This window comes from Ahniella affigens (genome assembly GCF_003015185.1).
In the GTDB taxonomy this organism is placed as follows: Bacteria; Pseudomonadota; Gammaproteobacteria; order Xanthomonadales; family Ahniellaceae; genus Ahniella; species Ahniella affigens.
In genome coordinates this window covers 1,163,494-1,184,738 of the sequence record NZ_CP027860.1, presented here as the reverse complement: position 1 = coordinate 1,184,738, position 21,245 = coordinate 1,163,494, and the positions used below count along the sequence as shown (strand labels likewise).

Here is a 21,245-nt window from a genome sequence, read left to right as displayed (position 1 = left end):
AGAAATTTCTGAATTTCTGGGTGTCCTGTATGGTCCTGAACAGCGCAAGTAGCAGTCCAAGAGCGTTTTGTGACAAACTTAGCTCAATCGATTCAGAGAATTGGGTGGCGCGATGAGCACTGAGCCGGCGAGAACCGAGGCGATTCGCCTTGAACTCTTAAAAGTACGCGAGCGTTACGCCGAACACAATCCCAGAAGTCAATTGGCTCACAAGGAAGCAATAGCGTACTTCCCAGGAGGAAGCACGCGATCGGTTCTTCGCAACTTGCCTTTTCCGCTAACTCTTGCGGGCGGTCAAGGATCCAAGGTATGGGACATAGACGGCCATGAGTATTTTGACTGTCTGGGAGACTATTCCGCTGCGCTCCTCGGACATTCCAATTCACAGGTTGCGGAGATAGTCTCAAGCACATTAGCTGGCGGGGTATCGCTCGGCGGACGGAACACAATTGAAACGAGCCTAGCAAAGTCGCTCCGTTCACGATTCGACTCAATGGAACTTATGCGCTTCACCAGTAGCGGCACCGAAGCCAACATAATCGCAATCGCCGCAACTCGGGCATTCGCCAATCGCAGCAAAGTTCTCGTCTTCTCAGGTGCATTCCATGGTGCTCTGCTAAACTTTTCCGGTGAGTCTGAGGCCTTAAATGTGCCATTTTCATTCATACGATCAATCTACAATGATGTTCCTCAGCTTGAGAGGACGATAACAAAGCACTCGCGCGACCTAGCAGCTGTAATTATCGAGCCGATGTTAAACAGTGCGGGCTGCATCGTAGCGCGTACTGACTTTCTCGAGGAAGTTCGGCGCTTAACAGCACAATTCGAAATACCGCTCATATTCGATGAAGTCGTGACGTCCCGACTCTACTTTGGAGGCTTGCAGCGAAAGATGGGAATTCGGCCTGAAATCACTACACTTGGAAAGTACCTCGGCGGCGGGTTGAACTTCGGTGCAGTTGGCGGAAGGGCCGAGATCATGTCACGTTTCGACATGGATGGACCTGATGCGCTAGTTCATTCCGGTACATTTAACAACAATGTACTCACAATGGCGGCCGCGCGTGAGGTGCTGAATATCTATGGAGAGAAAGAGGCTGTTGCCTTAAACAATCATGGCGACTGTCTCAGAGAGACCCTGAATGGCATAGCTCTCAAGACCGATTCGAGTCTTAGTTTCACTGGCGTAGGATCTATGATGCAAGCTCACATGCGTAAGGGGACGATTGAACGCCCGTACAGTATGCAGCTTAATGAGCTTCTTCTGCGAGAAATATTCTACCTCTTCATGTTAGAAATGGGAGTATGGATCGGACGCCGCGGGTTGATAACGCTTTCCCTCCCAATCATAACTGACAGAACGGGAGTACTCGTTGATGCCGTAGAGGCGTTCATCAGTACGTATAGATCATTCCTACGTGGATAAACACATGCTCAATATGCACGATTCATCCGATCGGCAAGTTAGCGCAAAAGCCAATTCTTCCATTACAAACCTGGAGAGGTAGCCATGACAAATGAGACCATCACGAAATTTGGATACCCGAGATCAATGCTTCGTGAGTACCAGTATTGGGTTGTCCTTCTTCGACCCGCCCAATTCACGGCGGGGAACGTAATCCTTGCATGTAAGTCTGAGTCCACTGCGCTCGGCTCCCTTGGTGCAAGTGCCTTCTCTGAGATGTCTATAGCGGTGAACGAAATTGAGGCCACGCTGCGAAAGGTGGTGAACTACGAAAAGGTGAATTACCTTGCTCTGATGATGGTTGACCCGCACATTCACTTTCACGTGATCCCACGCTATTGTGGAACGAGGGTACTAGCGGGAACAGAGTTCTCGGACGCGTCATGGCCAAGACCACCCGATCTTTCGTTGGCAGTGAGCTTGGCGCCGCAAAAATTCGATGAAATCGCTGAAATTCTTAAACGAGACTGGGTCGTCACCAAGTGAATTGAGGCTTACTATTGTAAGTGAACCACTCGGAGCTCACCATCAGTTTGCCAGTTCAGTTAGGAGAGTCTCATCATGCAATACAGTAGACCAGTTTCTAGGCAGCCTATACCCAGCAATGCGCAGAAAGTTCATTCTGGCAAACTGTTCGATGTCTTTGTCTGGGAGCAGCAACTTTTTGACGGATCTGTTACATCGTTCGAGAAAATTCAAAGACCTGATACCTCCTACATCATCCCCATAACGAATACTGGAAACTTGATATTGGCGAAGCAAGTGCAGCCGAGTTCCGCGCCTAGTGTGGGTCTAATAGGCGGACGAGTCGAGCCCGGCGAGGACCCGGAGGTTGCCGCCCGCAGGGAGCTCAGCGAAGAAGCCGGCTTGGTGGCTGAGGGCGTGGTGTTATGGCAGTCATTTCAGTTTCTGCCAAAGATAGATTGGGCAATCTACATCTTCTTGACGCGGGGCTTTAGAACATTGCCGTCAGCCAAGCCGGACCCAGGCGAGTGCATAAGCCTGCTTGAGGTTTCGTTCGAAGAATTCATCGAACTGGTTTCCAAAGAGGAATTTGGAGACTTGGAAGTTGCGCTGAAAGTTCTACGGCTCGCGCACGACCCTAAGAGCCTAGCGCAGATGAAGTTCGATTTCTTGGGATCTACTGCAGGCGAGTGAACTCTGGCCTATACAATCATGATGCAACCAATAGACGAGAAACTACGAACCGTAAACACCGCAGTTCTATCTGTAGCGGTTATGTACACGATTTTTGTCGCAGTCCGCTTGTCAAAGACACCGCTGGTCAATCCAGCAATCGATGCAAGCATTGTGTTCTTTACGTCAATTGGCTTCTATCGAATGTTGATTGCTGGGACGCTCTGGGCAATGGCAAATGTTAAAGTCCTTCACAAGTTGTACTGGGGAAAGTCCTATGTTGACGGCCTTTGGTCTTATACATATACCATCGACGGCGAGGAAGACGGCAAGATGTACTTTGGTGTTTGGCGTTTCGAACAGAGCCTATACACAACTAGCGTGGTCGGGTTTGGTTTGTCAGACAGCTTTTCTGTAAGGTCACGTATTCGATCTGTGACCGACTTCATTTCCAACGGGGCTATGCGCGAGTTTATCAATGTTAGGAATGATTCAATGGAATCGGCAGTTGACTACTATTCGCGAACAAGCATGTTCTTTGAGCGCGGAAAAAGCTGGCTCGGGTACCCGACCAGAATGCGTGGCAAGACGATTATCTATGGCGGGCCTCGCGGCGGACGCGTGTGCAACAACGTGTTTGTTAGGCATCCAGAAGCCAAGACCGAGCAAGATGTCATAGATGAAATCAAGCGGAATCTCATCAACTATGGCGCAGTTCATCCTGAGAAGCCCATGAAGACAAACCGACTGAAATGATCGTGATAGCGCCCGGCACCTTCAAAGGGACGCTTCGATCCCTGACCGCTGCGAACATCATTGGGCGTGCATTGCGGACTCACTTACCTCGTTCGTCGGTCTCTAAGGTTGTAATCGCGGATGGCGGTGAAGGAACGTTGGAAATGCTGCGCTCGTATTTCAATGTAAGATTGGATGCAGTTTGGGTTAGCGGCCCTACGAGAGCGCGAGTTCGGGCCCGGCGAGCTTGGTTTAGCCGCTCAGCAGCATTCTTGGAATCTTCGCAAGCAATTGGCCTTTCTCTTGCACCGCCAGGCAACCTCAATCCAATGTCTGCAACCAGTAGAGGGCTGGGCGAGCTCATTTTCCATACGATCAAGGATGGCGCGAGAACGGTCCAAATTAGCATGGGGGACTCGGCCGTGATGGACGTTGGGGTAGGAATGCTGGCGGCCTTGGGGGTCGTCTTCTACTCAAGGTCCGGTCCGATCGAGAACCCGAGCTTACGTGATCTAGCGAGAGTCGTTGATTTCAACGTTGCGAAGTACGCAACTCTGCTAGGAGGTGTTAGTGTTGAGTGCCTCGTCGATACAGATGACTTTTTGTGCGGGGCTTTTGGTCAGGCTTCAATGTATGGAGCACAGAAGGGACTCCGGCCTGAGGACCGAAATTTCGTGGAGGATTCGATACTTCATTTTTGCGAGCTAATTAAGGCACAAATTGGAATCGACATAAGGGGCCTCAAGAGAGCTTCTGGGAGCGGGGGAGTCGCCGGAGCGCTCCATGCTTTTTCGAGTGCGGCACTCCACAATACTCTTGAGTACTTTTCAAGTCGGCACAATGTCGGATGGGATGCGATGTTGTCATCTGCGGACGTTGTCATTACTGGCGAAGGAAGACTTGACGAGCAAACGAGATTTGGGAAGGTGCCGCATTTTGTCGCGCGCAGGGTTAAGGGAAGATGTGTCGTGATTGCTGGAAGTACAACTAGCGCAGGAATCAAAGATCTAGAATCGGTCTGCTCCAGGGTTTCGGTTGTTGAGTTGGGACCTGCTGGATTGCGGGATGCACGCTTCGCGATTTCGTCAGCGGTTCCTCGAATACTTCGGCTACTCGGAGAAGCCTCATGAGCCGCGGGAATGTGCTTCTGCTTTTCGGACTTTCGGGCGCTGGCAAGACCACCGCGCTCCGCCAATTGGAACGCAAGGGCCTCGTCGACACGTCGCCGAAGTTCACGAATCGTCCAGTGTCCTCGAATCACGACGATAGTCGAGATTTTATCTTCTGCGAGGATGTTGATTTTCCTCACATAGACGTGCTTGAGTTCGAAAGCTATGGCCATCGTTTTGGAGTCCAACTTCAAGAAGTCTCAAAGTCGCTAGACGCTGGACGGACTCACGCCATCATTGTCGGCAGCTCAGCTGCAGTAGCACGCTTTCGTGAGCTTTACGGCGAGCGTGTAGTCTCCTTGTTGATCTACTGCGACGCAAATGAGCTAGAAAGGCGTTCCAGGATGGACTCGAAGCGATCCAAACGATGGCGCGAGATCCAAGTCGAGATAGACGGATTCTACGCGCAGCTAGGCGCTGTCGACTTTGTGTATGATGCCACCAAACATGACAGTGATGGAGTGCGACTGATAAATACGCTATCTCGTTTTGGTGGCGCCAATGGATGAGAGCCGTTTCTCACCTTCTGAGCTGAGATTGCTGGCAACAAGTCTTCGCGTTCTTGCAATCGACATGATTGAAAATGCTGGGTCTGGACATCCAGGGATTGCGTTAGGGTTTGCTGATTGTCTTGCGGCGTTGGCAACGATTATTAGATGCGATCCGGATGAACCGACATGGACGACCAGAGACCGTCTGGTGCTATCTGCGGGACACGGCTCTGCGCTGCTGTATGCTTACCTTCATTTGCGTGGCTATCGTGAACTGCATAAGAGTGAACTCCTTGGGTTTAGGAGTTCATCGCTGGTTGCGCAAGGACATCCCGAGCTCAATCAAAGCGCAGGAATCGAGTTCACGACAGGACCACTCGGACAGGGCCTTGCTTCGTGCGTTGGTATGGCTATCGCGCGTGACATGTTCTATCGGCAGCAAGGGCTGGACGAGCAGTATCGAATATTCGCGATCGTGAGTGACGGGGATTTGATGGAAGGACTTTCGCAGGAGGCCATTGATCTTGCGGGACACCTAGGCTTGAAGAATTTTGTTGTCTTGCACGATGACAATGAGGTAAGTCTTGATGGCCCAATTTCACTTTCAAGTAGTACCAATCAGGGAGCTCGATTTGAAGCTTCGGGTTGGGTTTCAGCCGAAGTCGACGGTCATGAGCCGATAAGTGTCTTGAGGGAAGTCCTCCGATTGCTAGAATGTGGAAGGCCCGGCTATTTGAAGTGCCGCACGCAAATTGGATATGGCGTTTTGTCTGTGGCAGGAACATCGGCGGCTCACGGTGGCGTAATTGGAAAGGAAGCTGCATCCCTGTTTCGTCGGCAAATGGGCTGGTCAGCTAAGAACTTTGAAGTCGAACCTGAAGCTAAGAAATTGTGGGCCCGGGTCCGAAAAATCGGCGCTGCGTCCCGCTTGGCGTCGAGTGTCGGTTCTCTATCAGGCCAAGCGGCCGAAATGGATTCCTCCCTAGAGAATGCTGCGGAATCAATTATGGAACTCGCGCTCGAGCAAGAGAGAGCTCCAAGTGTGCCGGCCCGCTTTGTTGGCCTTAGTAGCTCCCTGCGAATACTTTGCAGCTCAGTTGGGGATATGGTAGCCGGAGCGGCGGATGTTGGGGCGTCTGTCGGGTTTTTGGTGCAACGAAAGGAGCGAGACGAATTTCCAGCATCGGACCGTTGGGTTAATTTTGGCGTGCGAGAGCATCTAATGGTTGCCGCGATGAACGGAATGTCTTGCGCGGGCGTGACCCTATCCTGTGGCATTTGCTACTTGTCATTCACGGACTACGCGCGCGCAGCAATCAGGCTTGGAGCTCAAATGAAGTCCGCCTGGATTCTCTTTGCAACGCACGATTCAATTAGGGTAGGTGAGAACGGCGCAACGCACCAGCCCGTTGAGCACCTCTGGTCCATCAGGCTAATTCCCAAGATAAATGTTGTTCGCCCCGCGGACTCTGTTGAACTCAATATTGTACTTTCCGAACTGCTTAGAAGTCGTTGCCTTCCTGCGGTTATTTGCCTTAGCAAGTCTTCGCGCACCTCCCTCGGAATTGTGCGATGTCTGGAGTCTATCTCGAGAGGGGGCTATCGCATCGGTCCCAAGGTCGAGAATCCGTGCTTAGCTATCCTAGCATCAGGCAGCGAGGTAGAGCTTGCGATTGAAGTTTCGGACCGCCTGTCAGCGGAGGGCATACGGTCGGAGGTTGTTTCCGTTCCTTGGATTTCACAATTCGCGGGTCAGTCGAGCGACTATCAAAAGAGCGTCCTTGGGCGACCTCGTTTGACTGTAGTTATTGAGGCAGGTGTTGGTGGCCCTTGGCGAAGCGTGGTAGAAGGAAATGTGCTTTTGGTTTCGGTTGACGATTTCGGTGTCAGTCAGTCCGAAGCGTCAGCTTTGAAGCGCGCAGGGCTTACTACTGATCGTATTTGCACTAGGATTCGCTCGAGGCTCGCGGCCAACGTTGAGCAGAGCTGAATTGAGACATGGGAGGCCCCTTCGTCAGACTAGTTGTCGCCTCGACAGTATCTCAACCCCCGGGGCGATAGGAATATGAGAAGCGCGCCGATCAATAGCCCCCAAAGTGCTGTCGAAATCATGACGCCTTCCTCAATCATCGTACTTAACAGTACCTCTCCTCAGAGCTAGAAATTGAGCAGTAATTCAGCGGGCCGCTACGAGCGCGCAGCAAGAAACTGGCGCTCAACGCCTCGCAAGTGGGCGAGCGCCTCGCTGGCGAACGCATTTTCGGGCTCTATGTAGCACCAGAAGGAGAAGCGGCCGATTAGTCTAGCAAGAAACATTGGATCACGGATCTTGTTGTTCGCAAGGTACGAAAGAAACCCGAACTTCCGAATTTGGTGGCAGACCGACCTGAGCTGCCGCCGGTCCTCACGTGGAAGCTTAACTCCATCTAGTGACGCGCTTAATCCAGTAAGAATGCGCTTCGAATGAACACCATAAATTCGAGTTTTGTCATCTCTTAGCGCGAATCCTTCTTCCGCGAGAATTCCCCTAATTATCTGGATAACTGAACTATTCAAGTCCCGACCAGAAAGCGCGATATCATCAGCGTATCGTGAGTACCGAAAGCGATTCTTGGAGGCGAATGCGTGCAACCGATTGTCGAGCCTGCGGCAAACTAAATTGCTAATTGCAGGACTTGTCGGCGCACCCTGCGGAAGTTGTCTGTCCAAACAGCAAAGACTGGCAAGTGTGAAGGCCACTCCTGGAGTATATCCAAAGCTCTTAAAGAGCCCGATTACTCGATCGAGCTTGATCGACGGGAAGAACTCCGCGACATCTAGCTTTAATATCCTTCCAGCAGTGCAGTGTGTTCGAGCGTGATTCAATATTGATTTCTTTGCCCGAAATCCGAACGCACACTTGTGCGGGAGGAAACAATTTAGGATATTGTCAAGAATCCATCGTTGGACCCCCTTCAGTGCCGCTCTCGGAGCGCTAATAGTCCTAACGCCGCCCCTCTTCTTTGGAATCGCAAAATCCCTATAGTGGTATCGGGGCACTGAAACCGCCGAAGCCAAGTACGTGCTTGACACGCCCAAAAGCAGAGACAAATGTTCCACGTCAAATATGACTGGCACCCCAGATTTTAGCTGGGCCGAAATAATTTTTAAATGGGCTGCAGCAATGTCCTCGCGAAGACAAACGTCCTCAAAGTATGCTTCCCAAGACTCGATGGTATTTAGAATTCGCATAGTAGGGGTCGAAGCCGGTGCTACTTAATACTATTACGTGCTGCAAAGCACGCACAGCAAAGAAGTTCGATGGCAAGCGGGACGCTTGACAGCGAACTTCTTTGTTGCAGCCAGGTTGGCAAACCGAAGGTTTGACAAACTGGTTGCAGTCGACGTACTGATGATTTCCCGGTACGTCGACTGAGACGATTGCTCGCCTCAGCATAGGGAGCGATGACACTCCAACGTCTAGCTTTCCGACTTCGACCCCAACTATTTCTTCGAACTCTGCCTTGGCACGTAGGGCGAGTTTACAGGAATTCGTGTCGACTCGTATATCCACTTTGCCTTTTCGCGAAGCTTACCAGATGTGCCAGTCGGAAGCCCAGAGACACGAAGCATCGCTGCTTTACCAGAGGCACTCAAGAAGTACCGCCCTTCGCGTTGCTCAATCCATCCGGTTGCTTCAGCCAAATCAAGTTGATTCGCAAGAATCGGTGGCGTCCAGCCGAGAATTCTATAGAGCGAATAGGCAAGAAGGCCGTTCGATGATTCAAAGATCAGAGTGAGGAGCCTTTTCTGTATGGGTGACATTTCCATCTGACTATATCCTTGAGAGAATAGTATTTCTCGTCTTCCCAACTTTAAGTTCCGGCCACCAAAACACCGGAAACACGGAATTCGGCGTGTTTCCATTTGTTCGAGCATAAAGGGCCTCTGATCCAGCGTCGCCTAGCCGCGGCAGGCTCTTCCCGTTAACAATCACAGCAAGCCTATCTTCAACCTTACCCATGGTGGCTAGGTCTCGATCGACGTACGCAGGATTCGACATCTCACTTATTCCCTTCTTCAGCTCAACGCCCAGAAAGATGTCCTGGCAGCCTTCTGCCTTTACCGGGATCGTAGAATGCACCATCCCTGCGTAGCTAGCGACGTAGATTTTAACCCCACTAACACCTCGCCCCTTCAATTCCCGCAAAATCGTACGCACCCTACCGGCCATGGTGCGGCCAGAGCCCATAAACTCGTCAACAAGGACGATGTTGGGCCGACTTGCTATTTCTTTATACACTTTGTCATAACGATTTACAGCGAAGGGTGTTTTCCATCCAAACCTCCCGACAGCGTTCTTTACTTCATAAACCACAAGCTGACCGCTATCAGCCGCACTATCAGCCGTAGCAGCCACAATCTGAGTTTCGGACTCGCTCAGGCTCCAGCCAACAGCAATTTTCTGCGCAATCTTGTCAATACACTGACTGTGCCGATCTGTATCGAGGTAGCAAAATCGGTTCAGCAATTCCAATACGAGCTCCTGCTCAACCAATTCTCCACATTCATCCATGAGCTCCATCAATGACTCCGAGCACTTGCCGAGCCACGGCTGCGCCTGGGTAGCCTTAAATATAAGTTCGAACAACTTTCTTGGAATCTTCACGAGAATAGCACCAAAAGAGATCTCACATATTCCTCCGATACTCCCCCCCCACATCGTACAACGCGTGACTAATCTGCCCAAGGCTATGGGACTTTACCGCTTCCATCAGGCCTTCGAACAGGTTTTGTCTCGCTCGGGCGGTGGTTTGGAGGGCGGTTAGGGTGCTGCGGGGGTTTCTGAGGGTTTGGTAGTGTTGGACGTTTTGGATCTGTTGGCGCTTTTCTGGCTCGGTGCTGCGGATGAGTTCGATGGTGGTGGCGACTTCGCCGGCGTGTTCTTTGGGGAGGAAGGTGTTGACGCCGATTAGGGGTAAGGTGCCGTCGTGCTTCTTTTGTTCGTAGTACATCGACTCTTCTTGGATTTTGCCGCGTTGGTACATGGTGTCCATGGCGCCGAGTACGCCGCCGCGTTCGCTGATGGCTTCGAACTCTTTGTAGACGGCTTCTTCGACGAGGTCGGTTAGGGCGTCGACGACGTAGCTACCCTGCCAGGGGTTTTCGCAGAAGTTCAGGCCGAGTTCGCGGTTGATGATGAGTTGGATGGCGACGGCGCGGCGGACGCTTTCTTCGGTGGGCGTGGTGATGGCTTCGTCGTAGGCGTTGGTGTGCAGGCTGTTGCAGTTATCGAACAGGGCATACAGCGCTTGCAGCGTGGTGCGGATGTCGTTGAACTGGATCTCTTGGGCGTGCAGCGAGCGGCCGGAGGTTTGGATGTGGTACTTGAGCATCTGGCTGCGTTCGTTCGCGCCGTAGCGTTCGCGCATGGCGCGGGCCCAAATGCGGCGGGCGACGCGGCCGATCACGGTGTATTCTGGATCCATGCCGTTGCTAAAGAAGAAGCTCAGGTTCGGCGCGAAGTCGTCGATCTTCATGCCGCGGGCAAGATAGTACTCAACGATCGTAAAGCCGTTCGACAGCGTGAAGGCGAGCTGGCTGATCGGGTTCGCGCCGGCTTCGGCGATGTGATAACCGGAGATCGACACCGAGTAGAAGTTACGCACTCTGTTTTCGACAAAGTACTGTTGAATGTCGCCCATCATTCGGAGCGCAAACTCGGTCGAGAAGATACAGGTGTTTTGTGCCTGGTCTTCTTTCAGGATGTCGGCCTGTACGGTGCCGCGAACGCTGGCGAGGGTGTCGGCTTTGATCTTGGCGTAGACGTCGGCGGGCACGAGCTGTTCACCGCTGATGCCGAGCAGGCCAAGGCCCAGGCCGTCGTTCCCGTCGGGCAGCATGCCGTGGTATTGCGGGCGCTGCTTGCCTTCGAATAGCGTTTCGATGGTCCGGTGCGCTTCGTCCCAGCGGGCTTGATCGGCGCGCAGGTACTTTTCGACTTGCTGGTCGATCGCGGTGTTCATGAACATCGCGAGGATGATGGGCGCTGGGCCATTGATGGTCATCGACACGGAGGTGCTCGGCGCACACAGGTCGAAGCCGGAGTAAAGCTTCTTCATGTCATCGAGCGTGGCGATGCTGACGCCGGAGTTGCCGATCTTGCCGAAGATATCGGGGCGTTCGGCGGGGTCTTCGCCGTACAGCGTCACCGAGTCGAATGCGGTTGACAGGCGGGCGGCGGGTTGGCCGTTGCTCAGGTAATGGAAGCGGCGATTGGTGCGCTCGGGCGTGCCCTCGCCTGCGAACATGCGGGTGGGGTCTTCGCCGCTGCGGCGATACGGGTACACGCCACCGGTGTACGGGTAAGACCCGGGCAGGTTTTCCTTCATCAGGAAGCTGAGTTGGTCGCCCCAATCGCGCTCGGTGGGGGCGGCGATTTTCGGGATTTTTTGGTGCGAGAGGGATTCGCGGTAGTTCTCGACGCGGATGACTTTGTCGCGGACGGTGTATTCGTTGTAATCGGCGGTGATCGCGCGGCGGCGGTCTGGCCATTCGCGCAGGAGGTTGATGGCCTCGTGGCTGAGGGATTTGATCGCGTCGTTGTAGCGTTGGCGGAGGGTTAGGAGGGTGCGGTCGGGAGCCTGGTCGCTAGATTGGTTCGCGGCTAAAGCCGCTCCCACAAAGTGACTGGCTTGGTGGCTAGATTGGTTCGCGGCTAAAGCCGCTCCCACAAGGGCGCGAGATCCGTGGCTAGATTGGTTCGGGGCTGAAGCCCCTCCTACAAAGGCAGCGCCCGCAACACCTAGCAGCGCATCGTTGGGATACAGGTCGAGTGGCTTCGGTAGCGCGAGGTCGCCCAGATCGCGCAGCGTGTCGTAGTAGCTCTGTGCGCGGCTCGCGATGTCGGATTGGGATTCGACGCTCTTATTGATGCCCCTGCCCTGCTCGGCGATTTCGGCCAGGTAGCGCACGCGTTGTCCGGGGATCAGCACGGTGGCGCGGGGTTCTTTCAGGCTCGTGTCGACGGTCGGGGTCCAGGCTTCGGCCGGGAGTTGCAGTTTGTCGCGCAGCAGGCGGCACAGGTTCGCGAACATCCAGCTGATGCCGGGGTCGTTGAATTGGCTCGCGATGGTTGGATACACCGGCACGTCTTCGTCGGCCATCTTGAAGGCGGTGCGATTGCGCTTCCATTGTTTGCGTACATCGCGGAGTGCATCTTCGGCACCACGCTTGTCGAACTTGTTCAGCACCACGAGTTCGGCGAAATCGAGCATGTCGATTTTTTCGAGCTGGCTGGGGGCGCCGAAATCGCTGGTCATCACGTAGACCGGGAAGTCGACCAGGTCGACGATCTCGGAATCGCTTTGACCAATGCCGGCGGTTTCGACCATCACGAGGTCGTAGCCTTGCGCGCGCAGGAAGCCAATGCAGTCTTTCAGCACAACGTTGGTGGCGACGTGTTGGCGACGTGTAGCCATGGAGCGCATGAACACGCGCTGGCTGCGCAGACTGTTCATGCGGATGCGGTCGCCGAGCAACGCGCCACCGGTGCGGCGGCGGGTGGGGTCGACCGAGATCACGGCAATGCGCATCTCTGGGAACGACGCGAGGAAGCGGTTCAGGAGCTCATCGGTGACGGAGGATTTGCCGGCGCCGCCGGTGCCGGTCAAACCGATGACCGGCGTGCGCTTGCCGGCGAGCTGCCATTCTTTGCGCAGGGTTTGGAGCTCAGCCTCGGTGATGGCGCCTTCTTCAATCGCCGACAGCATTTTGCCGATCGAGATTTCGTTATCGAGCGCCACGGCGCCTGGGCGATGCGATGGCAGGCGCCACTGGTGCGTCCGCCGCACCAAGTCTTCGATCATGGCGACGAGGCCCATGGCCATGCCGTCATTTGGGTGGTAGATGCGCTCGACACCGTATCCTTGGAGCTCGCGGATTTCCTCAGGCGTGATCGTGCCGCCGCCGCCGCCGAACACGCGGATGTGCTCGGCGCCCTTGGCCTTCAGCATGTCGACCATGTACTTGAAGTACTCGACGTGGCCGCCCTGGTAGGAACTGAGCGCGATGCCATCGGCGTCTTCCTGCAGCGCAGCACGCACGACGTCTTCGACCGAGCGGTTGTGGCCGAGATGAATCACCTCCACGCCTTGCGCCTGAATCAGGCGGCGCATGATGTTGATCGCGGCGTCGTGGCCGTCGAAGAGGCTGGCGGCGGTGACGAAGCGAAGCGGCGAGCGCTCCGCGCTCTGATCGACGGCTGTCATGGCTTGGGAGGTAGGGCTCATGGCGCGGGTTCCTGGTAAGCGAGACGGCAATTGTACCGGTCGCGATCAAGATCGCCATGTCCGGCTCCGCCGAAGGACTGAGCCAAACAGCTGTTTGACAGTCATTTCGGCTCACGCTTGCGGCATTTGCGCCACGCCTGGTCCGATACTGCGACGAAGGTTCTTGACCTTGCCGCGCAGGGGGAATAGGTTCCCAGGGTCCTGCCACAGACGCTTGGGGCCGCCGCGGGACCGGCATCTACGGATTGAGCGCCGATCCTTAAACCGGAACGAATCGATTCGCGTGGACGAATATCTATTGCCGAGAGTTCTAAGCTTCGATCAAAAAATGCTTGCCTGGCTGGCGCTCACGCCGCTCGCCGCCTCCATCTTTCTTGCCACCGCTGCAGCCAACCACAAAACGCTGCCCAGCAACAACCAGGGCTACGGCATGCCGAACAGGGATGCTATGTTCAATGACGAGCCCAATGTTTGCGACAACTGCAGATCTGGCCCGACGTTCGCGCTCGGTGCAGACGCCGTTGATTTCACGGTTTGTACGACTGCCACCAACTTTGTCCTCAGCGACCTGACATCGAGCGCCATTGAACGCTTCGTTACGCCGGTGACGCTGTCGATGACGGGACCACCAGCTCGCAGCACCACAAACTTCAGCACGAACCCAGTCACACCGACGGGCGCCCGTGCCCTGACGATCGGCAATCTGAACAGCATCGCAGCAGGCGTGTCGAACATGACCCTGTCCGCGACTTCGGGCGTCATCACCAAAACGCGCGCAATGAGTCTGACGGCGTTCACCCAGGCGGCCAGAACCCTGTGGTGCTGATCTACTACAGCCACCAGATTCTGGAAGACCAGACCGCCGGTGGCTGCTTCGATGCCGGCATTCTGGAAATCTCGACCGATAACGGCGTAACGTTTACGCAAGTCCCCGGCACCGCCATGCAAACAGATCCGTATAACGGCGCAATCAGTACCCAGTGGTCGAATCCGCTGGCGGGCGCAAGCGGCTGGTGCGAAGACCCGGCCACGACGGCGCCGCCAGTTTGGACCCAGAGTGTGGTCGATCTGAACGCCTTCGCCGGCCAGTCCGTTCGCTTACGCTTCCGTGTCGCCACCGATTCGTCACTGGGTCGTGTTCCGCACGGCTTCTATCTGGACGACGTGAAGGTGCAGAGTTGCTGGATCGATGGCCTGTCCGAGGCGATTTTCAGCCACGGCTTCGAATAACACGCTGCCGCAACGATGTACCTGGACCCGCCGCGATTTGCGGCGGGTCTTTTTCTTGCGCACAATCTCGGACTGACGCGCTTACCGACGCGTGCGGCAATGTTTACGCGGGCGAGCAGCATTCGCGCATGCTGGGCGTTCGGAGTGGCACTGCGGGTGGTGGCCGCCCGGCGCATCCTCGTTCACTGTGCACGAACAGTAACCCGTTGGATGACCGATGATTCGGGCCCGACCGTACGCGTCCCGCGTCGACCAGAAACGAATCAAAGAGCCTCCTCGGTACGGTTGAATTCGCTGCTTGCAATCCGTGGCCTGCGCTGGTGCCAGAACCAGCCTCTGTCTCTAAAGTCATGGTTGCAGCGCGCAAATCGTTGGCAGTTCATTGATCCAGATCAAGTGGTTCGCATTCCGCGTGGCTAGCCTAGGCGCGGACTCACTGATGAAGGGGGCTTTATGCCTACTGAACTGTTTCACCAGGGCACCCATCGCGTGGTCGCCTTTAACGATCTTGTGCGTGGCGATGACGGCGTGCAGGCCAATCAATTCCTCATTCAGCATGGCGATCAAAGCATGTTGCTTGACCCCGGTGGCGCGCTGCTCTACACACCGCTGTCGCTTGCGTTGTCGCGTTATGTGCAGCTCAAGCAGCTGAACTACATCTTTGCATCACATCAAGATCCCGACGTGATTGGTTCTGCCGATCGCTGGCTGACGTACACCCCGGCAAAGATCATCTGCTCCAAATTGTGGGGCCGCTTTGTGCCGCACAGCGTGCCGCACTATATGGAGACCGGCGCCGACCGCTATTTACTCTTGCCCGACGAAGGTGCTGAGATTGTGTTCGGTGACACCACACTCAAGTGCCTGCCCGCACACTTTCTGCATTCGGTGGGCAACTTCTGCGTGTATGACCCCATCTCGAAGATCTTGTTCTCGGGCGACGTGGGCTCCTCGATGGTGACCGACGAACCGTATGCACCCGTCACGGACTTCCGCAGCCATGTCCGCACGATGGAGGGGTTTCATCGCCGCTACATGGCATCCAATCGGGCGTGCCGAATCTGGACACAAATGGTCCGACAGCTGGACATCCAATTAGTGGTGCCACAACACGGTCTGCCAATGGCGGGCGATGCGATCCCCGCGTTCTTCGACTGGATGGAAGAACTGCGTTGCGGCGTCGATTTGATGACTGGTCCTGGCCGCTTTGGACCCGTCGCGGTCGTGCCTCAGGAATCCGCAACGCGACCGCTGCGCTTTGGCTAAAGCGTGGCAACGCATGGTGCGGCGTTTCGATTGCGAACCATCGGAAGATACGGCACGCAGCAACGTGCCACTGCGCCGAGGCAATTACGTCGTGGTCGCGCCGCTATGGAGGGTCTGAATAAGTTCATCCTGGACTTTCAGACTCGCACTGAGTCCGGCACGTGTCCGGACTCAGTGCCCCAGAATCAAGCACTAGCGTGCTTGATTCTGGGCGGGCCATCCATGGCCCGAATCGCCTCTGAACTTGTTCAGAGGCTCCCTATTCGAATGGCGCGACACCATCCACGACCACGCGGTTGCGGCCATGTTGCTTGGCCGTGTAGAGCGCTTGATCGGCACGCTTCAGAAGATCGTCGGTCGCCTGCCGGGCGTCTCGATTCAAGCTGGCCACGCCGACGCTGATGGTCAGTGCAATCGGTGCCTTGTCGCCCGGCACCCGAATCTGCGCGACCGCGCGGCGCAACGACTCGGCACGTGCCCGCGCGACATCGAGCGACGCGCCGGGCAGAATCACGACGAACTCCTCACCGCCGTAACGCGCGACAAAGTCGTCTGCCTCGCGCACTTGTTGGCGCAGCACGTCGGCAACGTCGCGCAGGCAATCATCGCCGGCGAGGTGCCCATAACTGTCATTGATCGTCTTGAAGTGATCGATGTCGATCAGCAAGAGGCACAGCGGCTCCTGTCGCTGAATGGCAACCGACACCGCGCGCGGCAAGGCTTCGTCCAGGTAGCGGCGGTTATGCACGTTGGTCAGACCATCGCGCAGACTGTATTCCTGCAGGCGTCGGTTGGCCACACGCAGCTCCCCGAGCGCCGAATTGAGCTCGGCGGTGCGCTCATTGACCCTGATTTCGAGACGCTCGGCAACTTCGCGTTGCAAGGCTTCGTTCTCTTCCCTGATCAGCTGGAACCGATACGCGAGCGCAAACGACAACAGGATCATTTCAATGCAGGAGCCGATCTGGATGCCGTATTCGGTGATGAACGTCTTCTTCAATAATCCGAACGACACCGATGCGTAGACCACAATCCCGGCCAGCATGAAGCTCCAGGCCAGCAAATAATGAAATGCTGGCCGGTAACCCTGGCGCCACACGATGATCGCAGCGAGCACGCAGATCGCTGCGACGGCAAACACTGACGCCGTTTCGAGCGAAATGGCATGGCGGTATGACAATACAAACGATGCCGCCAGAATGCTGGTTTCAACCCAAATTGCAATGCGCATGATCTGATCCAAGCGCGGCACCCGCCTTGGCAGCTCCAGAAAATCGCGTGTGAACAGCAGCATCGCGACCAGGGCCAGACCAATCGTAAACAGGAGGAGTTGATCGTCCAGGATAGGCCAGTTAGGGAGCAGCAACTGAAACGACAGCCCGTTCAAGCAGCTCTGCCCAAGACCAAAGGCGCCGACGTAGGTGATGTACCAGAGAAAGCTTCGATCGCGGATCGAAATGTAAAGCAACAGGCTGTACAAAAACATGGCGATGATGACGCCGTAGTAAACCCCAAGCCCCATGTCGCCACGCTGCGCATGGTCCAGAAAGTAGACGCGGGTTTTGAGCGCGAGCGGCACTTGCACAGAGCTCTCGGTCCGCACGCGTAGAAAATAGTCGCGCGTGCTGTGTCCCGGCAAATCAAGCGGAAAAGTGAAATGACGGTGATCGACCGCCCGGTTGGCGAATGGCATGCGGTCGCCAGATTCGAAGACCTGGACCTCGCCCTCTGGCGTTACCGTGTAGAGATCGAGATGATCGAGCAACGCGTATTCGACCACGAGCAGCCAATCGCGCTCGGGGTGATCCACGTTCTGCACGCGCAAGTGAAACCAGTGCACGCCGTCGGCAAACCCAAATGTTGCGGGCCATCTGGGCAAGGGTTGAAACGCATCAGTCGCGAAAGCGGCGCGCGCCGCGTCCAGTGTGCTGTCGGGATTCTGGTCGACCCAGTACGAGGTGCTGAAGCGGGGCGCGACATCGTCAGAACCGGCGCGGAGTGCTTCTACCGGTGCGACCGCAGCCGAGACCGTCGCGCTCGCCATGAAGGCGAGCAGCCACCACACCATCACGCGACTGCCCAACGTAGCGAGCATGCTTGAATCCCTGAAGCCCGGCCTGCAAACCTTACCAGTTTTCAAGTTCAGGCAAGCATTTGCGAGATTTTTCCACGATGTTCGCTTTTCGTAACAGATTCGGTGGTGGTCTAGTTGCGTCTGGGCGCAGCCGGGGTCCCGGGCGGACTTGCGCCACGTTGCATCGTGGCGGCCGTCTGTTGGTTGACACTGAGTCGCATGATTGCCCTGGATCCCGGAACCCGCTGCGCGGCTTCCAGGATGACGACAATGTGAAAGGTCTGCCCCAGGCACCAATTTGGTGGCAGACGCTCGAATCGGGAGACGCTCGAATCGGGAGACGCTCGAGTCGGGTCGCCTTTGCGAATGACCGCGTAATCTGGCGTCGTGGCGCGCTGGCAGTCACCCGCTTACGGCGCTTCCGGGCACAAAAAAACCGGGAGGTGCGGGGCACACTCCCGGTTTTTGGAATCCGGCTAGCGGCCGGACTGCGACAAGATTACTGCTCGCATTCGTTGACTGAGATCACCGCGAGTTTGGCAACTGCTTCGGCCAATGCATCGGTGTAGGCATCGCGGTCGCGGTTGTCCCAAGCTTCGGCCATCGCAAGGCTCGCGTTAGCCAGGTCTTCGTCGCCCTCGGCACCAGCAATCGTGGCCAAGCCTTCAACGACTTGCCGCAATGCGTCTTCTTCTTCCGATCCGACGCCGATTTCGGCGTTCTCGTCGTCCATCGCAATACCGAGTGCGGTCAGTGCCTCACCCATCTGATCCACTTCCTCGCAAGACAACACGGCCTCGGCACGAGCCGTCATCGACACAAACGCCAGCATACCTACGAGCATCAAACGCTTCATGGGTGTCTCCTCTTGGTCCCGCGGTCTTTGTACCACTTTTCCGTGGGCATCTGAACGCAAAGAATGTGTTCGGACAACGGCGGTTCATGCCCTGATGTCTGGCGTTCAGGCGCCAGCGGAAACTGTGGTGGCGCGCACGGCGCGTGACGTCGCAGTGACGTCTCCAAGTCTCAACCCCCCAAGCTTCAACAAATCAATCGTCCGTCGATAGGCCCGACGGGAGTCGGGCGGCTTGACCTTGCATCAGGCCGCCCGGGCGCGCTGGATCTCCAGTCGACAATGCGTTTCGGCCTCGCGGATCAATCGTCGCAGGCCGGACAGTTCGGCAAAGCTCAGCACGCCGGTCGCGTGTTCGGCGAGCAGGCGCTGGCGCAGCCATTGCACCTGGGCGCGAACGCGTGCATCAATGCGGCCACTGCGCAGCCAGGTTTGTACGCTGTCAAAACTGATGGTTGCAAAGCGAATATCAGCGGCGACGGCCACCATGGCGACGCGCGTTCGGCGTGGCAGTACTTCGTCGCTGACTTCGCGATGCCGGTCCAGGCGAATCGCCGACAACAAGTCTTCGGCGCATCCAATCGTGCCGCAGTCAGCGACACCGCCGAGCAACTCGACTGGGACCGACACCTGCAGATGCCGCGCAATGAGCTCGACCATCAGTGGCGACACGATTACGCCAGGCTGCATCAGCCGCACAATCGTTTTGACACCAAGGCCCGGGAATTGCTGCGCGGCGCGGCGGGCGCCACCGAGTATCGTCATCTGCGAGCGCAACCAGGCAGCGCGCTTCAAATTGCCCGGGCTATCGGCGTTGAGCTGTCCCGAGATGGGCAACTGTACCTGCGCCGCGTCGATCCCGAACGCTTGCGCGACACTCAAGACATGACGCAGCGAGATTTTGCGGGTGCCATTCAACACATTGTCGGCGACGGAACTATGTACGCCGGTCAGTTCGGCAAACCACACCGGGTGCGGAATCACTTGGCGGATGACGCGGTAGTTTGCGAGCAGTACGTTCAGCAACATGGTCGATTCCTTTTTGCGAATTTGAAGCAAGCAGTCCCCGAGCTCTCAGCCATTGCTGAAATGCGAAACTGCTGAGTTGAAGGCGGAGCCCAACGGCGATGACCGTGTTGCTCCAGCAAGCGCGATCGCTTCGTGATCTGGTTCAGACCAGACTCATTGGCGGTTCGCGTGGCACCCCAGAGACGTCCACACTGCCCGGATCAGCGTGTGGTCGGATTGAGTGCGAAGGCACTGCCCAGATTCCAACGCGATCACCGAGTGTTCGGGGTTTGGCCGTGTCGTGGTCTCCCCCTGTGCTGCAGGACCATCGAGCAACCGGTCAGCGTCTGGTATCAGTAGCTTCTGATATTGGAATCGCAGATCACGAGATTTCATGATCACGATTCTGAAAAGATTTTTTCGGAGTGGCACCAGAGGGCGCTGGATCGCGGCCTTAGGCGCGTTAGCTGGGACGGCTGGCGTCAGGCGTTGATACCACCGCCTGGGGTTTGGTGACGATTTGCGGCAAGTGTGGAGACGTGGTGATTCGCAGGTCGGCGGTCAGCGGCGTCGATGCCGACTAGGGAGCCTGGAGCGGTAGACGGGGCAGACACAAGGGTCTGCCCCGACGCGCCAAACAATTGGGTCGACTCAGGCGGCCTGCGGGGGGACCCAGGCAGGCGGCGTCGGCTTTTGACCACGCAAGCTCGTGTCCAAACGGCGCGCCTGTTCGAAATTGAACGCGCCCGACCTCAGGCCTTCCAGCACCGTTGCCTTGAGCCATTCGCGATGCGCACTGACTCGCGCATCGAGTTCGTGGCGGGCAATTGCCGCCTGCAAGCGCTCAAACGACCGATCGGCATAGCGAAGCTCAGCGGGTACGGCCAGTTCGAGCACCCGGGTACGCGGCGGCAGCGGGGCCACGTTGGACTGGCAGTGATGCGCCAGCCTCAGCCAAGACAGCAGGTCCTGGGCCTGACGACCATCGGCGCTTCGATCCGGGCTGTGCAGGAGGCCTGGATCCAGGAACCAACCCGTATGCTGGGCCACGAGTTCGCACTGAATCGGCGAGACGATCGCGTCGGGCTTCATCAGTCGCGCCATCGTCTTGACGCCAAGCCCCGGGTACTGCAACGCCGCCTGGCGCACACCGCCCTGCAGATCGAGCTGGCGACGCAGCCATTGCTGCCGCATCCGGTTTCCCGGTTCGTTCGGGTCGAGATCGCCCAACAGCCGGCATTGCAGCAGCGCTTCGGGAATCGCGAATGCGTGGCTGATGCGGAGGATGTGGCGAGTCGAGACTTTACGCGTCTCACGAAGCACATTGTCAGCGACCGACACATGGATGCCGCTCAGATTCGCGAACCATTTCGGATGCGGAATCACTTGGCGGACAAGCTGGTAGTTGCGAAACAAGGTCTGCAGCACGGTATGGGTTCCTCTGGTTCCCGGGGCATCGATCTGGCCCCATTGGCCGGATCAACGCTTGCCGATGAATCACGCGCCGGTCAGTGCCGGTGCGGAGAGCGACCATCGCCCTCTTGGTT

At 56.4% G+C, this 21,245-nt stretch carries 17 protein-coding genes; 10 read left to right on the top strand and 7 right to left on the bottom strand.

Features of this window, described 5'->3' with window-relative positions; genetic code table 11:
• The first annotated feature begins 112 nt into the window (after positions 1-112).
• From C7S18_RS04445 to C7S18_RS04415, 7 genes are all read left to right on the top strand, one after another.
• Positions 113-1,426 carry an aminotransferase class III-fold pyridoxal phosphate-dependent enzyme gene (locus tag C7S18_RS04445; protein ID WP_106890419.1) on the top strand — a complete coding sequence of 438 codons (1,314 nt, stop codon included), beginning with the start codon at positions 113-115 and terminating at the stop codon, positions 1,424-1,426.
• Between the two features lie 84 nt (positions 1,427-1,510).
• Positions 1,511-1,951 carry an HIT family protein gene (locus tag C7S18_RS04440; protein WP_106890418.1) on the top strand — a complete coding sequence of 147 codons (441 nt, stop codon included), beginning with the start codon at positions 1,511-1,513 and terminating at the stop codon, positions 1,949-1,951.
• Positions 1,952-2,026: 75 nt separating this feature from the next.
• On the top strand, positions 2,027-2,623 hold the full coding sequence (locus C7S18_RS04435; RefSeq protein ID WP_106890417.1) for an NUDIX hydrolase: 597 nt from the start codon (positions 2,027-2,029) through the stop codon (positions 2,621-2,623).
• An 81-nt stretch (positions 2,624-2,704) separates the two neighbouring features.
• The gene (locus C7S18_RS04430) at positions 2,705-3,358 is read left to right on the top strand and encodes a hypothetical protein (protein WP_146151753.1); all 654 of its coding nucleotides are present in this window, start codon (positions 2,705-2,707) and stop codon (positions 3,356-3,358) included.
• Positions 3,355-4,467 carry a glycerate kinase gene (locus C7S18_RS25260; protein WP_106890415.1) on the top strand — a complete coding sequence of 371 codons (1,113 nt, stop codon included), beginning with the start codon at positions 3,355-3,357 and terminating at the stop codon, positions 4,465-4,467. The genes C7S18_RS04430 and C7S18_RS25260 overlap by 4 nt, the downstream gene beginning before the upstream one ends.
• Complete coding sequence (locus C7S18_RS04420) at positions 4,464-5,015, top strand: P-loop NTPase family protein (protein ID WP_106890414.1); 552 nt, start codon at positions 4,464-4,466, stop codon at positions 5,013-5,015. The genes C7S18_RS25260 and C7S18_RS04420 overlap by 4 nt, the downstream gene beginning before the upstream one ends.
• Positions 5,008-6,987, top strand: coding sequence for a transketolase-like TK C-terminal-containing protein (locus C7S18_RS04415; RefSeq protein WP_106890413.1), 1,980 nt, complete (start codon positions 5,008-5,010; stop codon positions 6,985-6,987). Before C7S18_RS04420 ends, C7S18_RS04415 begins: the two co-directional genes overlap by 8 nt.
• Before the next feature lie 197 nt (positions 6,988-7,184).
• Here C7S18_RS04415 and C7S18_RS25255 read toward each other — a convergent pair whose 3' ends face one another.
• The 3 genes from C7S18_RS25255 to C7S18_RS04400 all read right to left on the bottom strand — a co-directional run bounded on the left by C7S18_RS25255 (position 7,185) and on the right by C7S18_RS04400 (position 13,267).
• The gene (locus tag C7S18_RS25255; RefSeq protein ID WP_106890412.1) at positions 7,185-8,228 is read right to left on the bottom strand and encodes a reverse transcriptase family protein; all 1,044 of its coding nucleotides are present in this window, start codon (positions 8,226-8,228) and stop codon (positions 7,185-7,187) included.
• A 583-nt stretch (positions 8,229-8,811) separates the two neighbouring features.
• Entirely contained in the window at positions 8,812-9,561 is a 750-nt protein-coding gene (locus C7S18_RS04405; RefSeq protein WP_146151752.1) for a phosphoribosyltransferase-like protein, read from the bottom strand.
• A 106-nt stretch (positions 9,562-9,667) separates the two neighbouring features.
• Complete coding sequence (locus C7S18_RS04400; RefSeq protein ID WP_106890410.1) at positions 9,668-13,267, bottom strand: methylmalonyl-CoA mutase family protein; 3,600 nt, start codon at positions 13,265-13,267, stop codon at positions 9,668-9,670.
• A gap of 328 nt (positions 13,268-13,595) precedes the next feature.
• On the opposite strand from C7S18_RS04400, the gene C7S18_RS04395 reads away from it, so the two are divergent.
• The 3 genes from C7S18_RS04395 (at position 13,596) to C7S18_RS04380 (ending at position 15,763) form a co-directional block, all read left to right on the top strand.
• Positions 13,596-14,093, top strand: coding sequence for a hypothetical protein (locus tag C7S18_RS04395; protein WP_106890409.1), 498 nt, complete (start codon positions 13,596-13,598; stop codon positions 14,091-14,093).
• Positions 14,087-14,497 carry an immune inhibitor A gene (locus tag C7S18_RS04390; protein ID WP_146151751.1) on the top strand — a complete coding sequence of 137 codons (411 nt, stop codon included), beginning with the start codon at positions 14,087-14,089 and terminating at the stop codon, positions 14,495-14,497. Before C7S18_RS04395 ends, C7S18_RS04390 begins: the two co-directional genes overlap by 7 nt.
• A 453-nt stretch (positions 14,498-14,950) precedes the next feature.
• Positions 14,951-15,763 carry an oxygen-binding di-iron domain-containing protein gene (locus tag C7S18_RS04380; RefSeq protein ID WP_106890406.1) on the top strand — a complete coding sequence of 271 codons (813 nt, stop codon included), beginning with the start codon at positions 14,951-14,953 and terminating at the stop codon, positions 15,761-15,763.
• A gap of 259 nt (positions 15,764-16,022) precedes the next feature.
• Here C7S18_RS04380 and C7S18_RS04375 read toward each other — a convergent pair whose 3' ends face one another.
• The 4 genes from C7S18_RS04375 to C7S18_RS04360 all read right to left on the bottom strand — a co-directional run bounded on the left by C7S18_RS04375 (position 16,023) and on the right by C7S18_RS04360 (position 21,126).
• On the bottom strand, positions 16,023-17,858 hold the full coding sequence (locus C7S18_RS04375) for a sensor domain-containing diguanylate cyclase (RefSeq protein WP_106890405.1): 1,836 nt from the start codon (positions 17,856-17,858) through the stop codon (positions 16,023-16,025).
• Between the two features lie 478 nt (positions 17,859-18,336).
• Positions 18,337-18,693 (bottom strand): hypothetical protein, encoded by a 357-nt coding sequence (locus tag C7S18_RS04370; protein WP_146151750.1) that lies wholly within the window; start codon positions 18,691-18,693, stop codon positions 18,337-18,339.
• Positions 18,694-18,936: 243 nt separating this feature from the next.
• A complete protein-coding gene (locus C7S18_RS04365) occupies positions 18,937-19,719 on the bottom strand; it encodes a hypothetical protein (protein ID WP_106890403.1) in 783 nt (260 codons plus the stop codon).
• A gap of 630 nt (positions 19,720-20,349) precedes the next feature.
• On the bottom strand, positions 20,350-21,126 hold the full coding sequence (locus tag C7S18_RS04360) for a hypothetical protein (RefSeq protein ID WP_106890402.1): 777 nt from the start codon (positions 21,124-21,126) through the stop codon (positions 20,350-20,352).
• Positions 21,127-21,245 lie beyond the last annotated feature (119 nt).